12 protein-coding genes are annotated in these 17,265 nt (G+C 67.7%); 10 read left to right on the forward strand and 2 right to left on the reverse strand.

The window, feature by feature from the left end:
- Positions 1–228 precede the first annotated feature (228 nt).
- The 5 genes from L1787_RS15295 to L1787_RS15315 all read left to right on the forward strand — a co-directional run bounded on the left by L1787_RS15295 (position 229) and on the right by L1787_RS15315 (position 9,090).
- Entirely contained in the window at positions 229–2,310 is a 2,082-nt protein-coding gene (locus L1787_RS15295; protein ID WP_235709696.1) for a hydantoinase/oxoprolinase family protein, read from the forward strand.
- Complete coding sequence (locus L1787_RS15300) at positions 2,307–3,923, forward strand: hydantoinase B/oxoprolinase family protein (protein WP_235709697.1); 1,617 nt, start codon at positions 2,307–2,309, stop codon at positions 3,921–3,923. The genes L1787_RS15295 and L1787_RS15300 overlap by 4 nt, the downstream gene beginning before the upstream one ends.
- A 52-nt stretch (positions 3,924–3,975) precedes the next feature.
- Complete coding sequence (locus L1787_RS15305; protein WP_235709698.1) at positions 3,976–4,788, forward strand: NAD-dependent epimerase/dehydratase family protein; 813 nt, start codon at positions 3,976–3,978, stop codon at positions 4,786–4,788.
- The gene (locus tag L1787_RS15310; RefSeq protein ID WP_235709699.1) at positions 4,785–5,990 is read left to right on the forward strand and encodes an NAD(P)/FAD-dependent oxidoreductase; all 1,206 of its coding nucleotides are present in this window, start codon (positions 4,785–4,787) and stop codon (positions 5,988–5,990) included. Before L1787_RS15305 ends, L1787_RS15310 begins: the two co-directional genes overlap by 4 nt.
- A gap of 160 nt (positions 5,991–6,150) precedes the next feature.
- A complete protein-coding gene (locus L1787_RS15315; protein WP_235709700.1) occupies positions 6,151–9,090 on the forward strand; it encodes an FAD-binding and (Fe-S)-binding domain-containing protein in 2,940 nt (979 codons plus the stop codon).
- Between the two features lie 26 nt (positions 9,091–9,116).
- Here L1787_RS15315 and L1787_RS15320 read toward each other — a convergent pair whose 3' ends face one another.
- Positions 9,117–9,707 (reverse strand): transglycosylase SLT domain-containing protein, encoded by a 591-nt coding sequence (locus L1787_RS15320; protein ID WP_500793366.1) that lies wholly within the window; start codon positions 9,705–9,707, stop codon positions 9,117–9,119.
- Positions 9,708–10,289: 582 nt separating this feature from the next.
- On the opposite strand from L1787_RS15320, the gene L1787_RS15325 reads away from it, so the two are divergent.
- Genes L1787_RS15325 through L1787_RS15335 form a run of 3 tightly spaced genes read left to right on the forward strand, consistent with a single transcriptional unit; the run spans position 10,290 to position 13,872 of the window.
- The gene (locus L1787_RS15325; RefSeq protein WP_235709702.1) at positions 10,290–11,324 is read left to right on the forward strand and encodes a sugar ABC transporter substrate-binding protein; all 1,035 of its coding nucleotides are present in this window, start codon (positions 10,290–10,292) and stop codon (positions 11,322–11,324) included.
- Between the two features lie 2 nt (positions 11,325–11,326).
- Positions 11,327–12,862: a sugar ABC transporter ATP-binding protein gene (locus L1787_RS15330; RefSeq protein ID WP_235709703.1), complete on the forward strand. Its 1,536-nt coding sequence runs from the start codon at positions 11,327–11,329 to the stop codon at positions 12,860–12,862.
- Positions 12,859–13,872, forward strand: a complete 1,014-nt coding sequence (locus L1787_RS15335; RefSeq protein ID WP_235709704.1) for an ABC transporter permease — start codon at positions 12,859–12,861, stop codon at positions 13,870–13,872. Before L1787_RS15330 ends, L1787_RS15335 begins: the two co-directional genes overlap by 4 nt.
- Positions 13,873–13,905: 33 nt before the next feature.
- Here L1787_RS15335 and L1787_RS15340 read toward each other — a convergent pair whose 3' ends face one another.
- Positions 13,906–15,003, reverse strand: coding sequence for an NADH:flavin oxidoreductase/NADH oxidase (locus tag L1787_RS15340; RefSeq protein ID WP_235709705.1), 1,098 nt, complete (start codon positions 15,001–15,003; stop codon positions 13,906–13,908).
- A 313-nt stretch (positions 15,004–15,316) separates the two neighbouring features.
- Between L1787_RS15340 and L1787_RS15345 the strand changes: the two genes are divergently transcribed.
- Both L1787_RS15345 and L1787_RS15350 read left to right on the forward strand, forming a co-directional pair.
- Positions 15,317–16,156, forward strand: coding sequence for a maleate cis-trans isomerase family protein (locus tag L1787_RS15345; RefSeq protein ID WP_235709706.1), 840 nt, complete (start codon positions 15,317–15,319; stop codon positions 16,154–16,156).
- A 44-nt stretch (positions 16,157–16,200) separates the two neighbouring features.
- On the forward strand, positions 16,201–17,265 hold the full coding sequence (locus L1787_RS15350; RefSeq protein WP_235709707.1) for a ring-opening amidohydrolase: 1,065 nt from the start codon (positions 16,201–16,203) through the stop codon (positions 17,263–17,265).

Genomic DNA, 17,265 nt, shown 5'->3' on the forward strand with positions numbered 1-17,265 from the left:
GACACATTGGCGCGCCCCCACATCCGCCGCGTCAAAGGGTAGGGACATCACGCCGAAGGTCGGATTAACTGGAGATCCCCTCCCCGCCTTCGGGCCAACGTTCAGGTGCACTCTTGGAGGATGACGCATGAGACCGTCGCCCGTCGCCGGCGCGATGCGGACGATCGCCCGCCTTGCCGCCGCCGTCCCGTCCGCCCTCACCCGCCCCGCTGAACCGGACCGCGCCTGATGGGGCGGTCGGATATCCGCCTCGGCGCCGATATCGGCGGCACGTTCACCGACATTGCCCTCGAGATCGAGGGCACGCTCCATTCGGCGAAGGTGCTGACGAACTATGCCGCGCCCGAGCAGGCCATCATCGACGGCATCGAGATCGTGATGGAAGCGGCCGGCATCGGCCTTGCCGATCTCGGCCTCGTCATCCACGGGACGACGCTCGCGACGAACGCCCTCATCCAGCGTTCCGGCGCAAGGACCGCCTTCGTCACCACCGAGGGCTATCGCGATGTCATCGAGATGCGGACCGAGAGCCGCTTCGCGCAATACGACCTCAACCTCGTCCTGCCAACGCCGCTGATCCCGCGCGAGGCGCGCTTTCCGGTGAGGGGCCGGATCGACGCGCACGGCGCCGAGCTTCAGGCGCTCGACGAGGCGGCGCTCGAACGGCTCGCCGACGACCTGGCGGCCGCCGGCTTCGAGGCGGTGGCGATCGGCTTCATCCACGCCTACGCCAATGCGGCGCACGAGAAGCGGGCGCGCGAAATCCTCGCCGCGAAGCTCGACGTCCCGATCTCGATCTCGGCCGAGGTCTCGCCGCAAATGCGCGAGTTCGAGCGCTTCAACACGGTCTGCGCCAACGCTTATGTGCGGCCGCAAATGGCGAGCTATCTCTCCCGCCTCCAGTCGCGTCTTGCCGAGATGGGCGCGGACTGCCCGGTGTTCATGATCCACTCGGGCGGCGGGCTGATCTCGGTGGAGACGGCGGCGGAATTTCCGGTCCGCCTCGTCGAATCGGGCCCGGCGGGCGGGGCGATCTTCGCCGCCGATATCGCACGACGGTTCGATCTGACGCGCGCCCTCTCCTACGACATGGGCGGGACCACGGCGAAGATCTGCCTCATCGAGGACTTTACCCCGCACACCGCGCGCACCTTCGAGGTCGCCCGCACTGCCCGCTTCGCCAAGGGCTCGGGCATGCCGATCTCGATCCCGGTGATCGAGATGATCGAGATCGGCGCGGGGGGCGGCTCGCTCGCCTGGGTCGACGCGATGGGCCGCATTCAGGCCGGCCCCGAATCGGCCGGCTCCGAGCCCGGCCCCGCCTGCTATCAGCGCGGCGGCACGCGGCCCGCGATCACTGATGCCGACCTCGTTCTCGGCAAACTCGATCCAGACAATTTCGCCGGCGGCAAGATCAAGCTCTCGGTCGACGAAGCCGCCGGCGCCATAGCCCGCGCGGTCGGCGACCGGCTCTCCCTCGCGGACGAGGCGGCCGCCTTCGGGATCGTCGAGGTGGTGGACGAGAATATGTCGAACGCCGCCCGCGTCCACGCCGTCGAGAATGGCAAGGACGTGTCGGAGAATGTGATGATCGCCTTTGGCGGCGCTGCGCCCCTTCACGCCGCCCGGCTCTGCGAGAAGCTCGGCATCGAGCGCTGCCTGATACCGACCGGGGCGGGCGTCGGCTCGGCGATCGGCTTCCTCAAGGCCCCGTTCGGCTACGAGGCGCTCGTCTCCAACGTCATGGCTCTGTCCGCCTTCGACGCCGAGGCCCTCAACTCGATGTTGGACGACCTCAAGACCACCGCCGAAGCGTTCGTCCGCGAGGGCACGAGCGCACCGATCGAGCGGGAGGTCACGGTCTATATGCGCTATCGCGGGCAAGGCTGGGAAATCCCGGTGCCGCTGCCCGACCGCGCCTTCATTGACGCCGACCGGACCATGATCGAAGAGGCCTTCCGCGCCCGCTACGCGCAGTTTTTCGGCCGCGCCATCGAAGGGCCGGAGATCGAGTTCGTCACCTGGTCGGTGAATGCGCACGACAAGCCGCCCGAGCCCGACACGGTCGGCCTCACCCTCGACGGCGAGGCCGCCACGAGCGAAACGCGGCGGCCGGTGTTCGATCCGGCGACGGGCGCGGCCCTCGAGAGCGCGATCTTCGAGCGGGCGGCGCTCGCCCCCGGCGCACGGGTCGAAGGCCCCGCGATCATCGTGGAGAGCGAGACCTCGACCGTCATCACCACACCGTTCGACGCCATCATCCAGACCGATGGAACCATCCTGCTGACGCGAAAGGCGCGCCGCCCATGAGCGATATCGACGATATCCGCCTCCAGGTGATGTGGAATCGCCTGATCTCGGTCGTCGAGGAGCAGGCGACCACCCTCGTGCGCACCGCCTTCTCGACCTCGGTGCGCGAGGCGGGCGACCTCTCGGCCGGCGTCTTCGACACCGAGGGGCGGATGCTCGCCCAAGCCGTCACCGGCACGCCGGGCCACGTCAACACGATGGCCGAGGCCGTCGGCCATTTCATCGAGGGGATCGGCCGCCAATTCATCTTCGACGGCGACACCTACCTCACCAACGACCCGTGGCTCGGCACCGGCCACCTCCACGACATCACGATGTGCACGCCGGTCTTCATGAAGGGCACGCTGATCGGCTTCTTCGCCTGCACGGCGCACGTCGTCGATGTCGGCGGGCGCGGGTTCGGGCCGGATGCGAAATCGGTCTACGAGGAAGGGATCCAGATCCCGATCATGAAGTTCGCCGAGCGTGGGACGGTCAGCGGCGAGCTCGTCCGCCTCGTGCGCGCCAATGTGCGCCAGCCGGACCAGCTCATCGGCGACTGCTATTCGCTCGCGGCGTGCAACGATGTCGGCAAGAAGCGGCTCATCGAGATGCTCGACGAAGTGGGGCTCGACGATCTCGAACGGCTCGCCGACTTCATCTTCACGCGCACGGCGTCGGCGATGGACGAGCGGATCGCGGCGCTTCCGCAGGGCACCTGGGCGAACGAGATGCTGACCGACGGATATGACGAGCCGATCACGCTCGCCGCGACGGTCACCATCGGCGAGGGCCGGGTCCATGTCGATTTCACCGGCTCCTCGCCGGTGAGCCGGTGGGGGATCAACGTCCCCCTCATCTACGCGAAGGCCTATGCGTGTTATGCGGTCAACTGCATCGTCGCGCCGGACATTCCGAACAATTGGGCCTCGCTCGGCTCCGTCACGGTCGCCTCACCCGAGAATATCGTGAACGCCAAGCGGCCGGCGCCCGTCTCGGTGCGGCACGTGATCGGCCACATGATCCCCGACCTCACCTTCGGCGCGCTCGCCAAGGCGTTGCCCGGTACGATCCAGGCCGAGGGCGCGGCCTCGCTCTGGAACATCCAGATTTCGGCCCGTCCCGCCCCCGGCGAAACCGGCGAGCGGGCGGAAATCCTGATGTTCAATTCCGGCGGATCCGGCGCCCGGCCGACGCTCGACGGCCTTTCCGCGACAGCCTTTCCCTCCGGCGTGATGACGATGCCGATCGAGGCGACGGAGCACACCGGGCCGATCGTCATCTGGCGCAAGGAGCTGCGGCCGGATTCCGGTGGCGACGGCCGTTATCGCGGCGGGCTCGGCCAGCTCATCGAGATCGCGCCGGCCGCGGGTCACGAGTTCGACTTCTCGGCGATGTTCGATCGCGTCACCGCCCCGGCGCGGGGGCGCGAGGGCGGTGGCTCCGGCGCGCCGGGCTCGGTGAGGCTCGATGACGGCACGACGCTGCGGCCGAAAGGGTGGCAGCACGTCCCCGCCGGGCGGCGCCTCATGTTGGAGCTGCCGGGCGGCGGCGGCTTCGGCGCGCCGTCCGAACGTGACGAAACGGCCCAAGAAGACGACCGGGTGAAGGGTTACGTCACCCGCAAGACATGAGACCGTCGGCGGCCGACAGGCCGACCGGCGCGAGGCAGATGGAGTGAAGCGGATGACGACGCCTTACGGTACGATCTTGATCACGGGTGCGGCCGGCAATCTCGGCACCGAGTTACGCCGCGGCCTCGCTCCCCTCGCGAAGACGCTGCGGCTTGCCGACCGCGTCGAGATCGCCGACGTGAAGGCCAACGAAGAGGCCATGATCTTCGATCTCGGCGACGAGGCGGCTACGATCGCGGCGACCAAGGGCGTCGACGCGATCGTCCATATGGGCGGCGCGCCGATGGAGCGCCCCTGGCAGGACATTCTGGATTCCTCGATCCGCGGCTCCTACCACATCTATGAAGGCGCCCGGCAACACGGGGTGAAGCGCATCGCCTACGCCTCCTCCGTCCACGCCATCGGCTATCATAGCCTGACCGATCATATCGACGCCGACACGCCGACCCGGCCGGACACCCTCTATGGCGTCTCCAAATGCTTCGTGGAATCGCTCTCGCGGCTCTATTGGGACAAGTTCGGCATCGAAACCGCGTGCGTGCGGATCTTCTCGTCCTTTCCGGAGCCGGCGGATCGGCGGCATTTGTGGTCTTGGCTCTCCTTCGAGGACATGATCCGCCTCTTTTCCGCCGCCCTCACCGCCCCTCATGTCGGCCACACGATCTTGTTCGGCATGTCGGACAACAAGGTGAAGCCGGTCGACAACACGAAGGCCGGCCATCTCGGCTTTCATCCGCAGGATTCGTCCGAGCCCTACCGCGCGGCGCTCGAGGCGCGCACGCCGGTCGCCGATCCGATGGCGCGCGCGACGCAATGCTATGGCGGCGCCTTCGTCGACTTTCCCCACCCGGACGACGCGCAATGAAGGCGGCCTATGACGTCGTGATCGTCGGCGGCGCCGTGATCGGCTCGGCCGTCGCCTATTTCCTCGCCGCCAATCCCGATTTCGGCGGCTCGATCCTCATCGTCGAGCGCGATCCGACCTATCGGACCGCGTCGACCTCGCTGTCGGCATCGGCGATCCGCACCCAGTTCTCGAACCCGATCAACGTGCAGATCGGCCAGTTCGGCGTCTCGTTCATCCGCTCTTTCGCGCAGACGATGGCCGTGGACGACGACCGGCCCGATCTCGGCTTTCACGAATCGGGCTATCTCTTCCTCGCAACGACACCCGAGCAGGTCGCGACGCTGCGCGAGAACAATGCGGTGCAGACCGCCCTCGGCGCCGATGTCGCCCTCCTCGAACCGGCCGAACTCGCCGCCGCCTTCCCCCATCTCAATGTCGAGGATATCGCCCTCGCCTCCTATGGGCGTTCGGGCGAAGGCTGGTTCTCCAACACCGGTCTGATGAACGGCTTTCGCAACAAGGCCCGTTCGCTGGGTGCGGACTTCGTCGCCGACGAGGTCGTCGCGATCGGCCGTGACGGGGGGCATGTGCGCAGCGTGACGCTGAAGTCCGGCGCCGTCATCGCGGCGGGGACCGTGGTCAACGCCTCCGGTCCGCGTGCGGCGCTGACGGCGCGCATGGCCGGGCTCGATGTGCCGGTCGAGCCGCGCAAGCGCACGCTGTTCGTCTTCGACTGCGCCCGATCGCCGGAGGGGAGCGCGACGGTGAATGGCGGCCGCCTTCCCCTGATGATCGACGTGACCGGCGTCCATTGCCGGCCCGAAGGGCGATATTTCCTCTGCGGCGCGGTCCCGCCGCACGATCCGGCCGTCGCCTTCGACGATTTCGACCCCGGCTATGACGAGTTCGAGGAGATCGTCTGGCCGGCGCTCGCGGCCCGCTCGTCCGCCTTCGAGGCGATCAAGCTCGTCAACCAGTGGGCCGGGCACTACGACTACAACACGCTCGACCACAATCTGATCGTCGGTCGCCATCCCGAGGTCGAGAATTTCATCTTCGCGAACGGCTTTTCCGGCCACGGCCTGCAACAGTCGCCGGCGGCGGGGCGCGCGGTGTCGGAGCTCATCGCCTATGGCGGCTACCGCTCGCTCGATTTCTCGGACGTCGGCTATGAGCGGATCGTCGAAAATCGCCCGTTCCTGGAAAAGGCGGTGATCTGACGCGCGCCGGGCGCGGCGGCCGCGATGGGGGGCAACCTTCCCGTCGCTTCCCTCACACTCTATACCGGGTTCGGATATTCCGGGATCGGACGGAGAGGCGCCGCGAGCCGAGGTGGCGCCTCGCCCGGACGCGAGACGAGCCCAAAGACCCGAGCGCTGCATGAACCACCACGTCCCCCTTGCCCAGATCGACACCAACCGCCTCAGCGCCGACCAAACGGCACCGTCGGACGAGACGCTGACGCGGTTCATCGCTGCACTGGAGCGGGACGGGTATCGCGGCGACATTGCGCGCGACCGGGCGACACGGACCGTCAACGCGACCGACAATTCGATCTACGAGCTCCTGCCCCGCCTCGTCCTGCATCCGCGTGAGGGCGACGATCTCAACCGCATCATGCGCGCCGCGCACGAGACCGCCGTTCCCCTCGTCGCCCGTGGCGGCGGCACCGGCACCAACGGCCAGTCGCTGACGGAAAGCGTCATCGTCGACTGCTCGCGCCATTTGACGGCGATCGAGGCGATCGATCCCGCGCGCGGCATCGCCATCGTGCAGCCGGGGGTGATCCTCGATCAGCTCAACCGCGAGGCGGGCAAGCATGGCCTCTTCTTCGCGCCCACCGTGTCGACCTCCTCGCGCGCGACGCTCGGCGGGATGGCGGCGACCGACGCCTCTGGCAAAGGCTCCCGCATTCACGGCCGCACCTCCGACCACGTGATCGCGATGGAGGTCGCCCTCGCCGACGGGAGCGACTGGCGCGCCGAGACCCTGTCTCCCGAAGCGCTCGAGACCGTGTGCGCGCGCGAAGATCTCGCCGGGGCCGTCCACCGCACGGTGCGCGAGGTGATCGCCACCGAGGCCGACGAGATCGACCGCGTCTTCCCCGTGATGAACCGCGGCCTCACCGGCTATAATCTCGACGAGATCGTCGACGCGGCCGGCGATTTCCACCTCGGCAAGCTCCTCGCGGGCTCGGAGGGCACGCTCGCCCTCACGAAGCGCCTCACTTTGAAGCTCACTCGCAAGAAGGCCCATCGCGCCCTCGTCGTCGTCGCCTACGACGATGTCCTCGAAGCGCTCGGCGACGTCGAGCGGCTCGTCGCGCCGAACCCCGTCGCGATCGAGTTCGTCGATGACAAGGTCGTCCGCCTCGCCCAGGACGATCCGATCTGGGGCGATATCGAAGCGGTCCTCGCCCATGAGGGGCCGCGCGCCGTGCGGGGGCTCAACTTCATCGAGGTCGAGCACGACAGCCTCGCCGAGATCGACGCGACGCTCGCCGCCTTCGCCGCCCTCTCGGCGACCGCGCCCGCATCCGTCGTCAGCGAGACGGTGGTGCGCGAGCCGAAGGTGATTTCGCAGCTCTGGGCCTTGCGGGCGAAGGGCGTCGGTCTTCTCGGGCGGATGGATCCGACCCGCCAAGGCACCGCCTTCGTCGAGGACGCAGCCGTGCCGCCGGAGAATCTCGCCGCCTTCGTCGCCGGGTTCCGCGATATTTTGGACGCGAACGGGGTCGCCTTCGGCATGTATGGGCACGCCGATGTCGGCTGCGTCCATGTCCGCCCGGCGCTCGATATGCGCATTCCAGAGGACGCGGCGAAGATCCGGCCGATCTCCGATGCCGTCCACAAGCTCGCCCTCACCCATGGCGGTCTCATCTGGGGCGAGCATGGCAAGGGATTTCGCGGCGAGTACGTCCCGGACGTCTTCGGCGCGCGGCTTTATGCGGCGCTCTGCCGGATCAAGGCGGCGTTCGATCCGGCCGGGCTTCTCAATCCGGGGAAGATCGCCGCGGGTTCACCGGACGCACCGCTGCGGGCGATCGACGTCGTGCCGTTCCGCGGCCCGCTCGATGCGGCGATCACGCCGGAGCGGCTCGACGGGTTCGAGAAGGCGGTGAAGTGCAACGGCAACGGCGCCTGCTTCAACCGCGATTATGACGACGTGATGTGCCCCTCTTACAAGGCGAGCGGCGACCGTCGCCAATCGCCGAAGGGCCGGGCGGCGCTGCTGCGGGAATGGCTGCGCCCCGAGCGCGAGGCCCGCACCCTCTCCGGTCTCGACGATGGCGGCCCGCTCGACGCGCAGCTCGACGCCGCGCTCGCGACCTGTCTCGGCTGCAAAGCCTGCGCCTCGCAATGCCCCGTGAAGGTGGACATTCCGGCGATGCGCTCGCGCTTTTACGCCGATTATTATCGCAACCACCGCCGTCCGCCCCACCATCACCTCCTCGCGATGATGGAGCGCATGGCGCCGTTGATGCGCGCCGCGCCGGGCCTTGCCAACATCATGATGCGCGCCGGTGGCCCCGTCCTTCGTGCTGTCGGCCTCGTCGACCTTCCGGCCGTCCGCACGCCGCGCCGCTCGCGCCGGCCGCTTCATGCGCCGGCGGACGCGCGCGCCGTTCTCCTCGTCGAGGACACGTTCTTGTCGACCTTCGATGGCGGGGTGATCGACGCGGCCGAAACGCTTCTCGAGCGGCTCGGCTACACGGTGCTGCGCGCTGCGCCGGTCGCCAACGGCAAGGCGTTTCATGTCCTCGGCATGCGCGAGGCGTTCGACAGGACGGCCCGCCGCGCGATCGCGCACGCGCGCGAACTCCAAGCGCTCGGCCTTCCGGTGATCGCGCTGGAGCCTGCCGTGCGCGACCTATGGCGCGACGAATATCGCGAGCACGGCTCGACGGGCGAAGAAGTGCGCTCGCTGGAGGCGTTCTTGCTGGAGGAGGCCGACGCCGGCCATCTCGGCGAGCGCCGTGACGACGGCGACGGGCCGGCGGTGAAACTCTTCCTTCACTGCACGGAGAAGACCTCCGACCCGCAGGCCGCCGAGCGCTGGCGCCGTCTACTCGCCCATTTCGGCGTCGCGGCCCGCGTTCAGGCGACGGGGTGTTGCGGGATGGCCGGCACCTTCGGCCACGAGCGCCAGAACCTTGCGATGTCCCGCGCGGCGTTCGACCTGTCCTGGCGCGACCGGCTCGAGGAGCCGGAGACCATCGCGCTCGCGACCGGCTTTTCCTGCCGCTCGCAGATCGCCCGTTTCGGGGCCATCTCCTCCCAGCATCCGGTGGAATTTCTGAGCGCGCGGATCGCCGCCTGATCGGTGAGCCCGCGCGCGGCGCGTCGTCAGCGGCAGGTGCTCAACTGGCGGGCATAATCGTCGGCGAAGTTCGCCGTGCGCGCGGCGGACTTGCGGGCGCCGTCATTATAGCGCCAGTTGCCGCGGCTATAGCCGGTCCAGCCATAGCGGTAGCTTAGATAGAGATTGAACGCATCGTCCGGCGGCACGCCATATTTCGTGACGGTCTTGGAATAGTACCAGCCGATGAAGTCGATCGAGTCGGAGAAGTTGGTCCGGCGCGCCATGCCGTTGCCGGTCTCCTCGCGATACTGTTTCCAGGTGCCGTTCAACGCCTGACTATAGCCGAACGCCGTCGATTGACGCTTCCACGGAACGACGCCGAGAACCTTGCGCCGTGGCGGGCGGGCGTCACCGTCGAAGCCTGATTCCACCCGCATCGTCGCCATCAGCACGTGGACCGGGATGCCATAACGGCGCTCCACCTTGCGGGCGTCGCCGTACCAGTTGGTGAAAAAGCCGTCCCGTTGCGAGAAGACCTGACACACGTCGTTGATGGACGACGGCGGCGTGCTTCCGCAACCGGCGAGCGCCAGAAGACCGAGGACGATCAGCAAGGGCTTCAACGGATATCGCATAGGCGGCAGTTTATGCCCCCGGACGTGAAGGCGAGTTTTCGAGGGTTGGTTAAGACTCCGCTGCCGCTTCCATGACAATGAAACCGGCCGGCGCCCCGGCGACGCGCCGCCGACCGCCAAGAAAAGACCGGGCGCGGCGCATGATTCCCGCAGTATTTCCGCGCCACGGCCCGCGCCGCACAATCGACGTCCAGTTGCGCGCCCTCCCGCGGAGGGTCATCATCGCGCCGTCCACGGCGTTCTCCGGTCCGGTGAGACGGGATGCATATCGCGATCGGGTGGTGTCCCACACCGGAGGAAAGACGGGGAAATCCGGCATCGTTTCGTCGGAAAAGCATCGTCGCAGCCCGGACGCACCGACGGTCCGCACCGGCGCTCTGCCCCCTCCGGCACCCCCTACCCCCAATTGTACGCTTGCACCCGCCCGAAAGACGAGATCATAGTATTGGAGCGCCGGCGCGACCGAGCCGTTTGTCGGCAACCGCGTGACCGGGGCCCAAAACGCACGACGGTGGCCACGCGGCAAACAAACGTGCCGCAGCCCTCTCGTGACGACAGAACAATTACGGGAAGGAGCACGCCTTGACGAAACGATCGGACATCGACCGCCGCCGATTTCTGCGCAATGCCGGCCTCGCTGCCGGCGCCGCGGGGGGCGCGTTCGCCGGAATGGCCGGCGACCCGCGCACCATGCTCGCCATGGCGCAGGACATGGGCCGTTCCGAAAAACCGCTGAAGGCCGCATTCTCGAACGCCGGCCTTCAGGCCACCTGGTGCGCCCAGGGGAAGGCCGCCGCCGAATATTGGGGCGACCTCTTCAACGTCGACGTCACCTGGTTCGACGGTGAGCTGTCCGCCCCCAAACAGCGCAGCGCCATCGACACCATGGCGACCCAGGATTGGGATTTCGTCGCCATCCAGGCCTTCGGCATCGGCACCCTCACCGATCCGGTGCAGCGGATGATCGACAAAGGCATCCCCGTCATCGACATGGACACGCTGATCGCCCCGCTCGAGCAGATCGAGGTCCACTCCTTCCTCGCCCCCGACAACGAATTCATGGGCGCCTCGGTGACCCGCGCGCTCGTCGATGCGATGGGCGGCAAAGGCGGGATCGTGATGACCCAGGGCGCACTCGGCCACACCGGCGCACAGGGCCGCGCCCGCGGCTTCCACAGCGTCGTCGATTCGATGCCGGACATCGAAGTCCTCGACGAGCAGCCGGCCGACTGGGACGTCACGAAGGCGACCCGCATCTGGGACAGCCTGCTGACGAAATATGGCGACAAGATCAACGCCGCCTTCTTCCACAATGACGACATGGCGCTCGCCGCTCAGAACATCATGAAAGCCCGCGGCCGGGACGACATCATCGTCGGCGGTGTCGACGCGATGCCGCCGGCGGTGGAAGCCGTCATCGACGGGCGGATGCACGCGACGGTGCGCAACCCGTCCTGCCGGATCCATGGCGGCGCGGTGATGGCCGGCGTCGCCGCGGTGCTGACCGGCGAATCGACCGGGGAAGGCATCCCCAAACACGTCATCACCGACGGGCCGGTCGTCACCAAGGACAATGCGCCCGGCATGTTGTGGATGCAGAACCATTATCTGATCTGAGCGTGAGCGACACGTCCGCCGCTCGGCCCGCGCCCTTGGCGCCGGCCGAGCCTCTCCTTGAGCTGAGCGGAATCTCGAAGTCGTTCGGCGGGGTGCGCGCCCTGTCGAACGTCGATTTCACGCTCAATCGCGGCGAGGTGCACGCCCTCGTCGGCGAGAACGGAGCCGGCAAGTCGACCCTTATGAAGATCATCGCCGGCGTCCAGTCGGCCGATGAGGGCCGGCTCGTCCTCGACGGGGTCGAAGCGCATTTCCGCTCCGCCCGCGACGCGCGCGACCATGGTGTCGGCATGGTCCATCAGGAGCTGAGCGTCGCGCCGGACCTTTCGGTCGCCGAGAACGTCTATCTCGGAAGCCAGCCCGGCTCGCGCTATGGCATCGTCGACTGGAAGGCGATGTATCGTGGCGCTGCGACCCTCCTCGAACGGCTCGGCCTTGAGATCGACCCGCGCGAGCGGCTCGGCGATCTGCCCGTCGGCCTGCAACAGCTCGTGGAGCTTGCCCGCGTCCTCTTCTCCGGCGCGCGGGTCATCATTCTCGACGAGCCGACCTCGGCGCTGTCGCCGCCGGAGATCGCCCGCCTCTTCGAGGTTCTCGAACGCTTGAAGCAGGAGGAGGGCCGCAGCTTCGTCTTCATCTCCCACTTCATCGAGGACGTGCTCACCGTGGCCGACCGGGTGACGGTGCTGCGCAATGGCGAGAAGGTCGCGACCGCGAATGCCGACGCGATCGACAAGCGCTGGATCATCCAGAAGATGATCGGCACCGGGCATGGCGAACTCGAAAACATGTACACCGGCGCCGTTTCGATGGGCCCGCGCCCGACGGACGCCCCCGTCCTGTCGGTCGAGCACCTGACGCGGCGTCCGAACTTCGAGGATGTCAGCTTCACGGTGGCGCCGGGCGAAGTGCTCGGCGTCTATGGCTTCATGGGGTGCGGCCAGCTCGAACTCGCCCGCGCCCTCTTCGGCAAGATCCGCCCGAGCGAGGGCGACATCACCGTCGACGGAACGGTCCGCCGCTTCGGCTCGACCGCGAAGGCGAAGGTCGCGGGGATGGCCTTCGTGCCGGAAAGCCGGGGACAGATGCTGTTCGCCGACCAGCCGGTGTTCACCAACATGTCGATCAGCGTCCTCGAGGACATCGACAAATTCTGGCTCCGGCCCAACCGCGAGCGGGAGATCGCCCGCGGCCACATCGAAACGCTCGGCGTGCGTCCGGCGAACGAGCTCGCGCGGCTCGGCGTCCTGTCGGGCGGCAACCAGCAAAAGGTGGCGCTCGGCCGTTGGATGACGCGCCTGCCGCGCGTTCTCGTCATGTGCGAACCGACACGGGGAATGGACGTCGGCGCGAAGGAGGATGTTGTGAAGATCGTGAAGGGCCTCAGCGCCGAAGGCGTCGCCGTGGTGGTGCTGTCCACGGAGCCCGAGACCGTGCTCGCGCTCGCGACGCGCGTCATCGTCATGCGCAAAGGGCGGATCGTCGAGGAGTTTGCCGGCCGGGCGATCGCCAAAGACGATCTGTTGGCCGCAGCATGAGCGTCGAGGGTCTCGGTACGCAGCGCGCCGGCGGCTTGCGCGGCTTCTTCATCAGCCGGGTGCGCGAGATCGCGCCGCTCGCGACGCTCTTCTTCCTCGTCGTGGTGTTCGCGGCCGCGAGCCCGTCCTTTATGACGGCGGACAACGCGGCGAACATCCTGCGCCAGATCTCGATCACCGCGATCATGGCGACGGGGCTGACCTTCGTCCTCCTGTGCGGCGAGATCGACCTGTCCTTCGCCGCGGTCGCCAACGCGGCGGGCATCGTCGTCGCCTTCTTCACGACGCAGGAAGCCTATGTGAACATCGCGAACGTTCCCCTGCCGGGCGCGTTCGCGATCGTCCTCGCGATCCTGACGGCGTGCGGGCTCGGTCTCGTCAACGCGGTCGGCCTCACCCGGATCGGGATCCCGTCCTTCATCGTAACGCTCGCGATGATGCAGATCGCGGCCGGCATCTCCGCGCTGCTCGTGCGCGGTCAGATCGCCTATGCCGTGCCGGACGTCGTGCGCACGCTCGGCGCGGGGCACATTTTCGGCATCCCGTGGATCGTGATCGTGGCGGGGCTCTTCCTCCTCGTCGCCCACCTCGTCCTCACCTACACGCGGTTCGGGCGATACGTCTACATGGTCGGCGGGAACCGCGAGGCGGCGGAATATTCCGGCGTCAACGTCAAGCTGATCCTCGGCGCGGTGATGGTGATCTCCGCCTTCTGCGCCGGCATTTCCGGGATGCTGGGGGTCGCCTATTTCGGCTCGGCGCAGCAGAACGAGTTCGACGCCTACCTCCTCGATGCGATCGCCGCCGTCGTCCTCGGCGGGACGAGCCTGTTCGGCGGCCGGGGCGGCATTCCCTATACGATCATCGGCCTTCTGGTGCTCGGCGTCCTCAATAACGGGCTCGACCATGTGGACATCGATTCGTTCCTGAAGATCCTGATCCGCGGCCTCATCCTGCTCGCCGCGCTGATCATCAACGTCTATGCGCAGCGGCTGACGGCCAAGCGTTAGACGAGGGGCGGCCGCGCCGCCCCTCACCTCACCTCACCCGAAGAGCTGTTTGAACTGGCGCGGCTGAGATCTCAGATACTGATCCGGCGCCTTGACGCTCGCGCCGAGATGGGCCGCCGCGTGCCAGGGCCAGCGCGGGTCATAGAGAATGCCGCGCGCGAGCGCGATGAGATCGGCGTCCCCCGTGCCGACGATCGCCTCGGCCTGATCGTAATCGGTGATGAGGCCGACGGCGACGACCGGCATCTTCACCGCCTGCTTGACCGCCCGCGCGAGCGGCACCTGATAGCTCGGCCCGACCGGGATCTCCTGGCGCGGATCGTTTCCCCCGCTGGAGACGTGCACCGCGGCGCACCCGCGCGCGTCGAGCGCCACGCAGAAGGCGACCGCCTCTTCGATATCGAACCCGCCCGGCACCCAGTCGGTCCCGGAAACACGGTAGGTGACGGGCCTGTCGGACGGAAAATTCGCCCGGACGATGTCGTAGATCTCGAGCGGAAAGCGCATCCGGTTCTCGAGACTGCCGCCATAGGCGTCGCTCCGCTGGTTGGAGAGCGGGGAAAGAAACTGGTGCATCAGATAGCCGTGCGCGCCGTGGATCTGCACGGCATCGAGGCCGAGCCGCGCGGCCCGTTTCGTCGCCTCGGCGAAGCCCTTGCGCACCCGGTCGAGAGCGGCATCATCCATCGCCGTCGGCGGCACGTCGTCGGGTGCGAAGGGCAGCGCCGACGGGGCGACGGTCGGCCACCCGTCCGCCTCGTCGGGACGGATCTGCCGGCCGCCCTTCCACGGTTTTTCGTGCGAGGCCTTGCGCCCGGCATGGCCGAGCTGGAGCGCGATCGGCATGTCCGACCAGCGACGCACGCCTTCGAGGACACGCCCCATCGCGGCCTCGGTCGCATGGTCCCAGAGGCCGACATCGGCGTAGCTGATGCGCCCTTCCGGCACGACGGCCGTCGCCTCGATCGTCAGCACCGCGGCGCCGGAGAGGGCGAGCTGGCCGAGATGGATGAGGTGCCAGTCGTTCATCTGGCCGTCGGTCGCCGAATATTGGCACATCGGCGCGATGACGATGCGGTTGGCGAGCGACAACGACCCGACCTCGAACGGGCTGAAGAGAGCGGATGACATCGAGAACTCCTGTCTTGCCGCGATGGACGGCCGCCTGACCATGGCGGCGCGATCGCGGATGCGCCGAAGATAGCAAGTTCCGTGCGCAATGGAGGGCCACACTTTTCAAGGCCGTCCGCGGCCTCCCCGCCACATCCCAAAACACCGCAGAACGCCAAGGTGCGCGGGGCTGTTCGGCCCATCGCCACATCCGCGCTTATGGATGAATAAGGATTACTGGTGTTGTTCCGCCCCCCGTTGCACCGCACCGTAGGGCTCCGATGGCGTTGCGCTTCACCGCAACGCGCAACGGCACATCAGGATCCCGAACGCGATGAACCACCCTTTCGGTGACGATACCGGCTTTGCCGCCCTTCACGACGATCAGGGCGACCCCGGCGACATCGGCAGCATCGACACGCGTTCCGGCCTCGCCAAGGCGATGTCCTACTCCTCGCCCTACGGCTATCGCGGGCGTATCGGCCTCATCGCCCCGTCGACCAACACGACGATGGAGCCGGAATTCTCCCTCGTCCTTCCCTCCGGCGTCAGCCTCCACACGAGCCGGGTCCACCAGTCGGGCGGCCAGGAGCCGGCCTCCTATCGGCGGATGGCCGACCATGTCGGAGGCGCCGCGGCTCATCTTGCGACCGCCGAAGTCGATCTCGTCACCTTCGGCTGCTCCTCCTGCACCTATTTCGTCTCCCCCCAGGAGATCGCCGAGAGCATCACCGAGAATGCCGGATGTCCGGCCGTTCTGGTGCTCGATGCCGTGATCGCCGCCTTCGGCGCGTTCGGCGCCAAGCGGATCGGACTCGTGACGCCGCGCACCTCGTTCGTGACGGAGCGCGAGAAGGCCTTCCTGATGGCGCGCGGGCTCGACGTGCGGCGCAGCACCGCGCTCGGTCTCGGCAGCGACGAGGAAGAGCGGCGCGCGATCGGCCGCATTCCGCCGAACACGCTCTATCGCATGGCCGCCGAGGTCGCCGAGGACGTCGATGCCGTCTTCATCACCTGCACGCAGCTCGCAACGCTGCCGGTGATCGACGACCTCGAAGCCCGTCTCGGCGTGCCGGTCATTTCGAGCAATCAGGCGACGATCTGGCGCTGCCTGCGCCGCATCGGCGTCCACGACAAGATCACCGGCTACGGATCGCTGCTGACGCACTTCTGATCCCGCCATTCCCGTTTATTTCGACAAAGGACGACCCTTCCGACATGACCGTTCACGTGATTGCCTACGACACGCGACACCCGGGCGACGTCGACGCGCTGGGCGCGACGCTCGAACGGTTCGCCCCCGATCGGATCCGCCGCATCGCGATCCTGGCGAAGACCGAGGGCAACTCGGACGTCAACGACTTCTCCCGTGAATACGGCCTTTTGAGCGCCCGCCTCGCACTCGTCGCCCATGGCGGCGAGGCGCTCGCGGACGCGGCGACGATGCTGTTCTCGACCGGCTGCGAAGGCGCGATGACGCCGTTCGGCTATCTCATCGTCGACACCGAGGACGACACGCCCGTCACCCAGACCGAGGCGCTCGCCTTCGGGCTCGCGAACAGCCGGCCGATCGCCCCCGAGGAGGTCGGCACGCCGGCCCATGCCGATCTCGTCACCGACGCGGTGAAGGCGGCGATGGCGGATGCCGGAGTGACCGCGGACGAGGTCGGCCTCGTCATCGTCAAGACCCCCGTCATGAGCCACGCCAAGACGACGGCGCCCGGTAAGGGCAAGCGCATCACGTCGGGCTTCTCGAAGGCGGTCGCCGCGCTCGGCGCCGGCGTCGCGCTCGGCGAGGTCGACAGGGCGCGGGTCACGAGCGACGCCTTCGACTCCGATCATACGCTTCACGCCAACCGCGCGATCGTTTTTTCCGGCTCCGAAACCGACCGCGCCGAGGTGATCCTCTTCGCCAACCGCAAGGGTGCGCCGGGAACGCTGCGCGTCCATGCCGGCGTTCTCGCCGATCTTCTCGACGCGCCGGGCGTGCGAAAGACGCTTTCGGACGCCGGCCTCACCCTTGAAGACGGCACCGTCACCGACCCGGACAAGGTCGCGGCGATGATCCTCAAGGTCGGGCTCAACCCGGACGGGCGCCTGCGCGGGCATCGCACGACGATGCGCTCCAGCCACCTCGACATGGACAAGCACCTGCGCGCCACCATGAGCGGCATCATCGGCTCGATCCTCGGCACACCGCGCACGTTCATTTCGGCAAACACGGTGCACCAGGCTCCGCCGGGCGGCGGCATCTGCGCCTGCATCGTCTCGACAGGCGAATAG

Source organism: Acuticoccus kalidii (genome assembly GCF_021556395.1).
Taxonomy (GTDB): Bacteria; Pseudomonadota; Alphaproteobacteria; order Rhizobiales; family Amorphaceae; genus Acuticoccus; species Acuticoccus kalidii.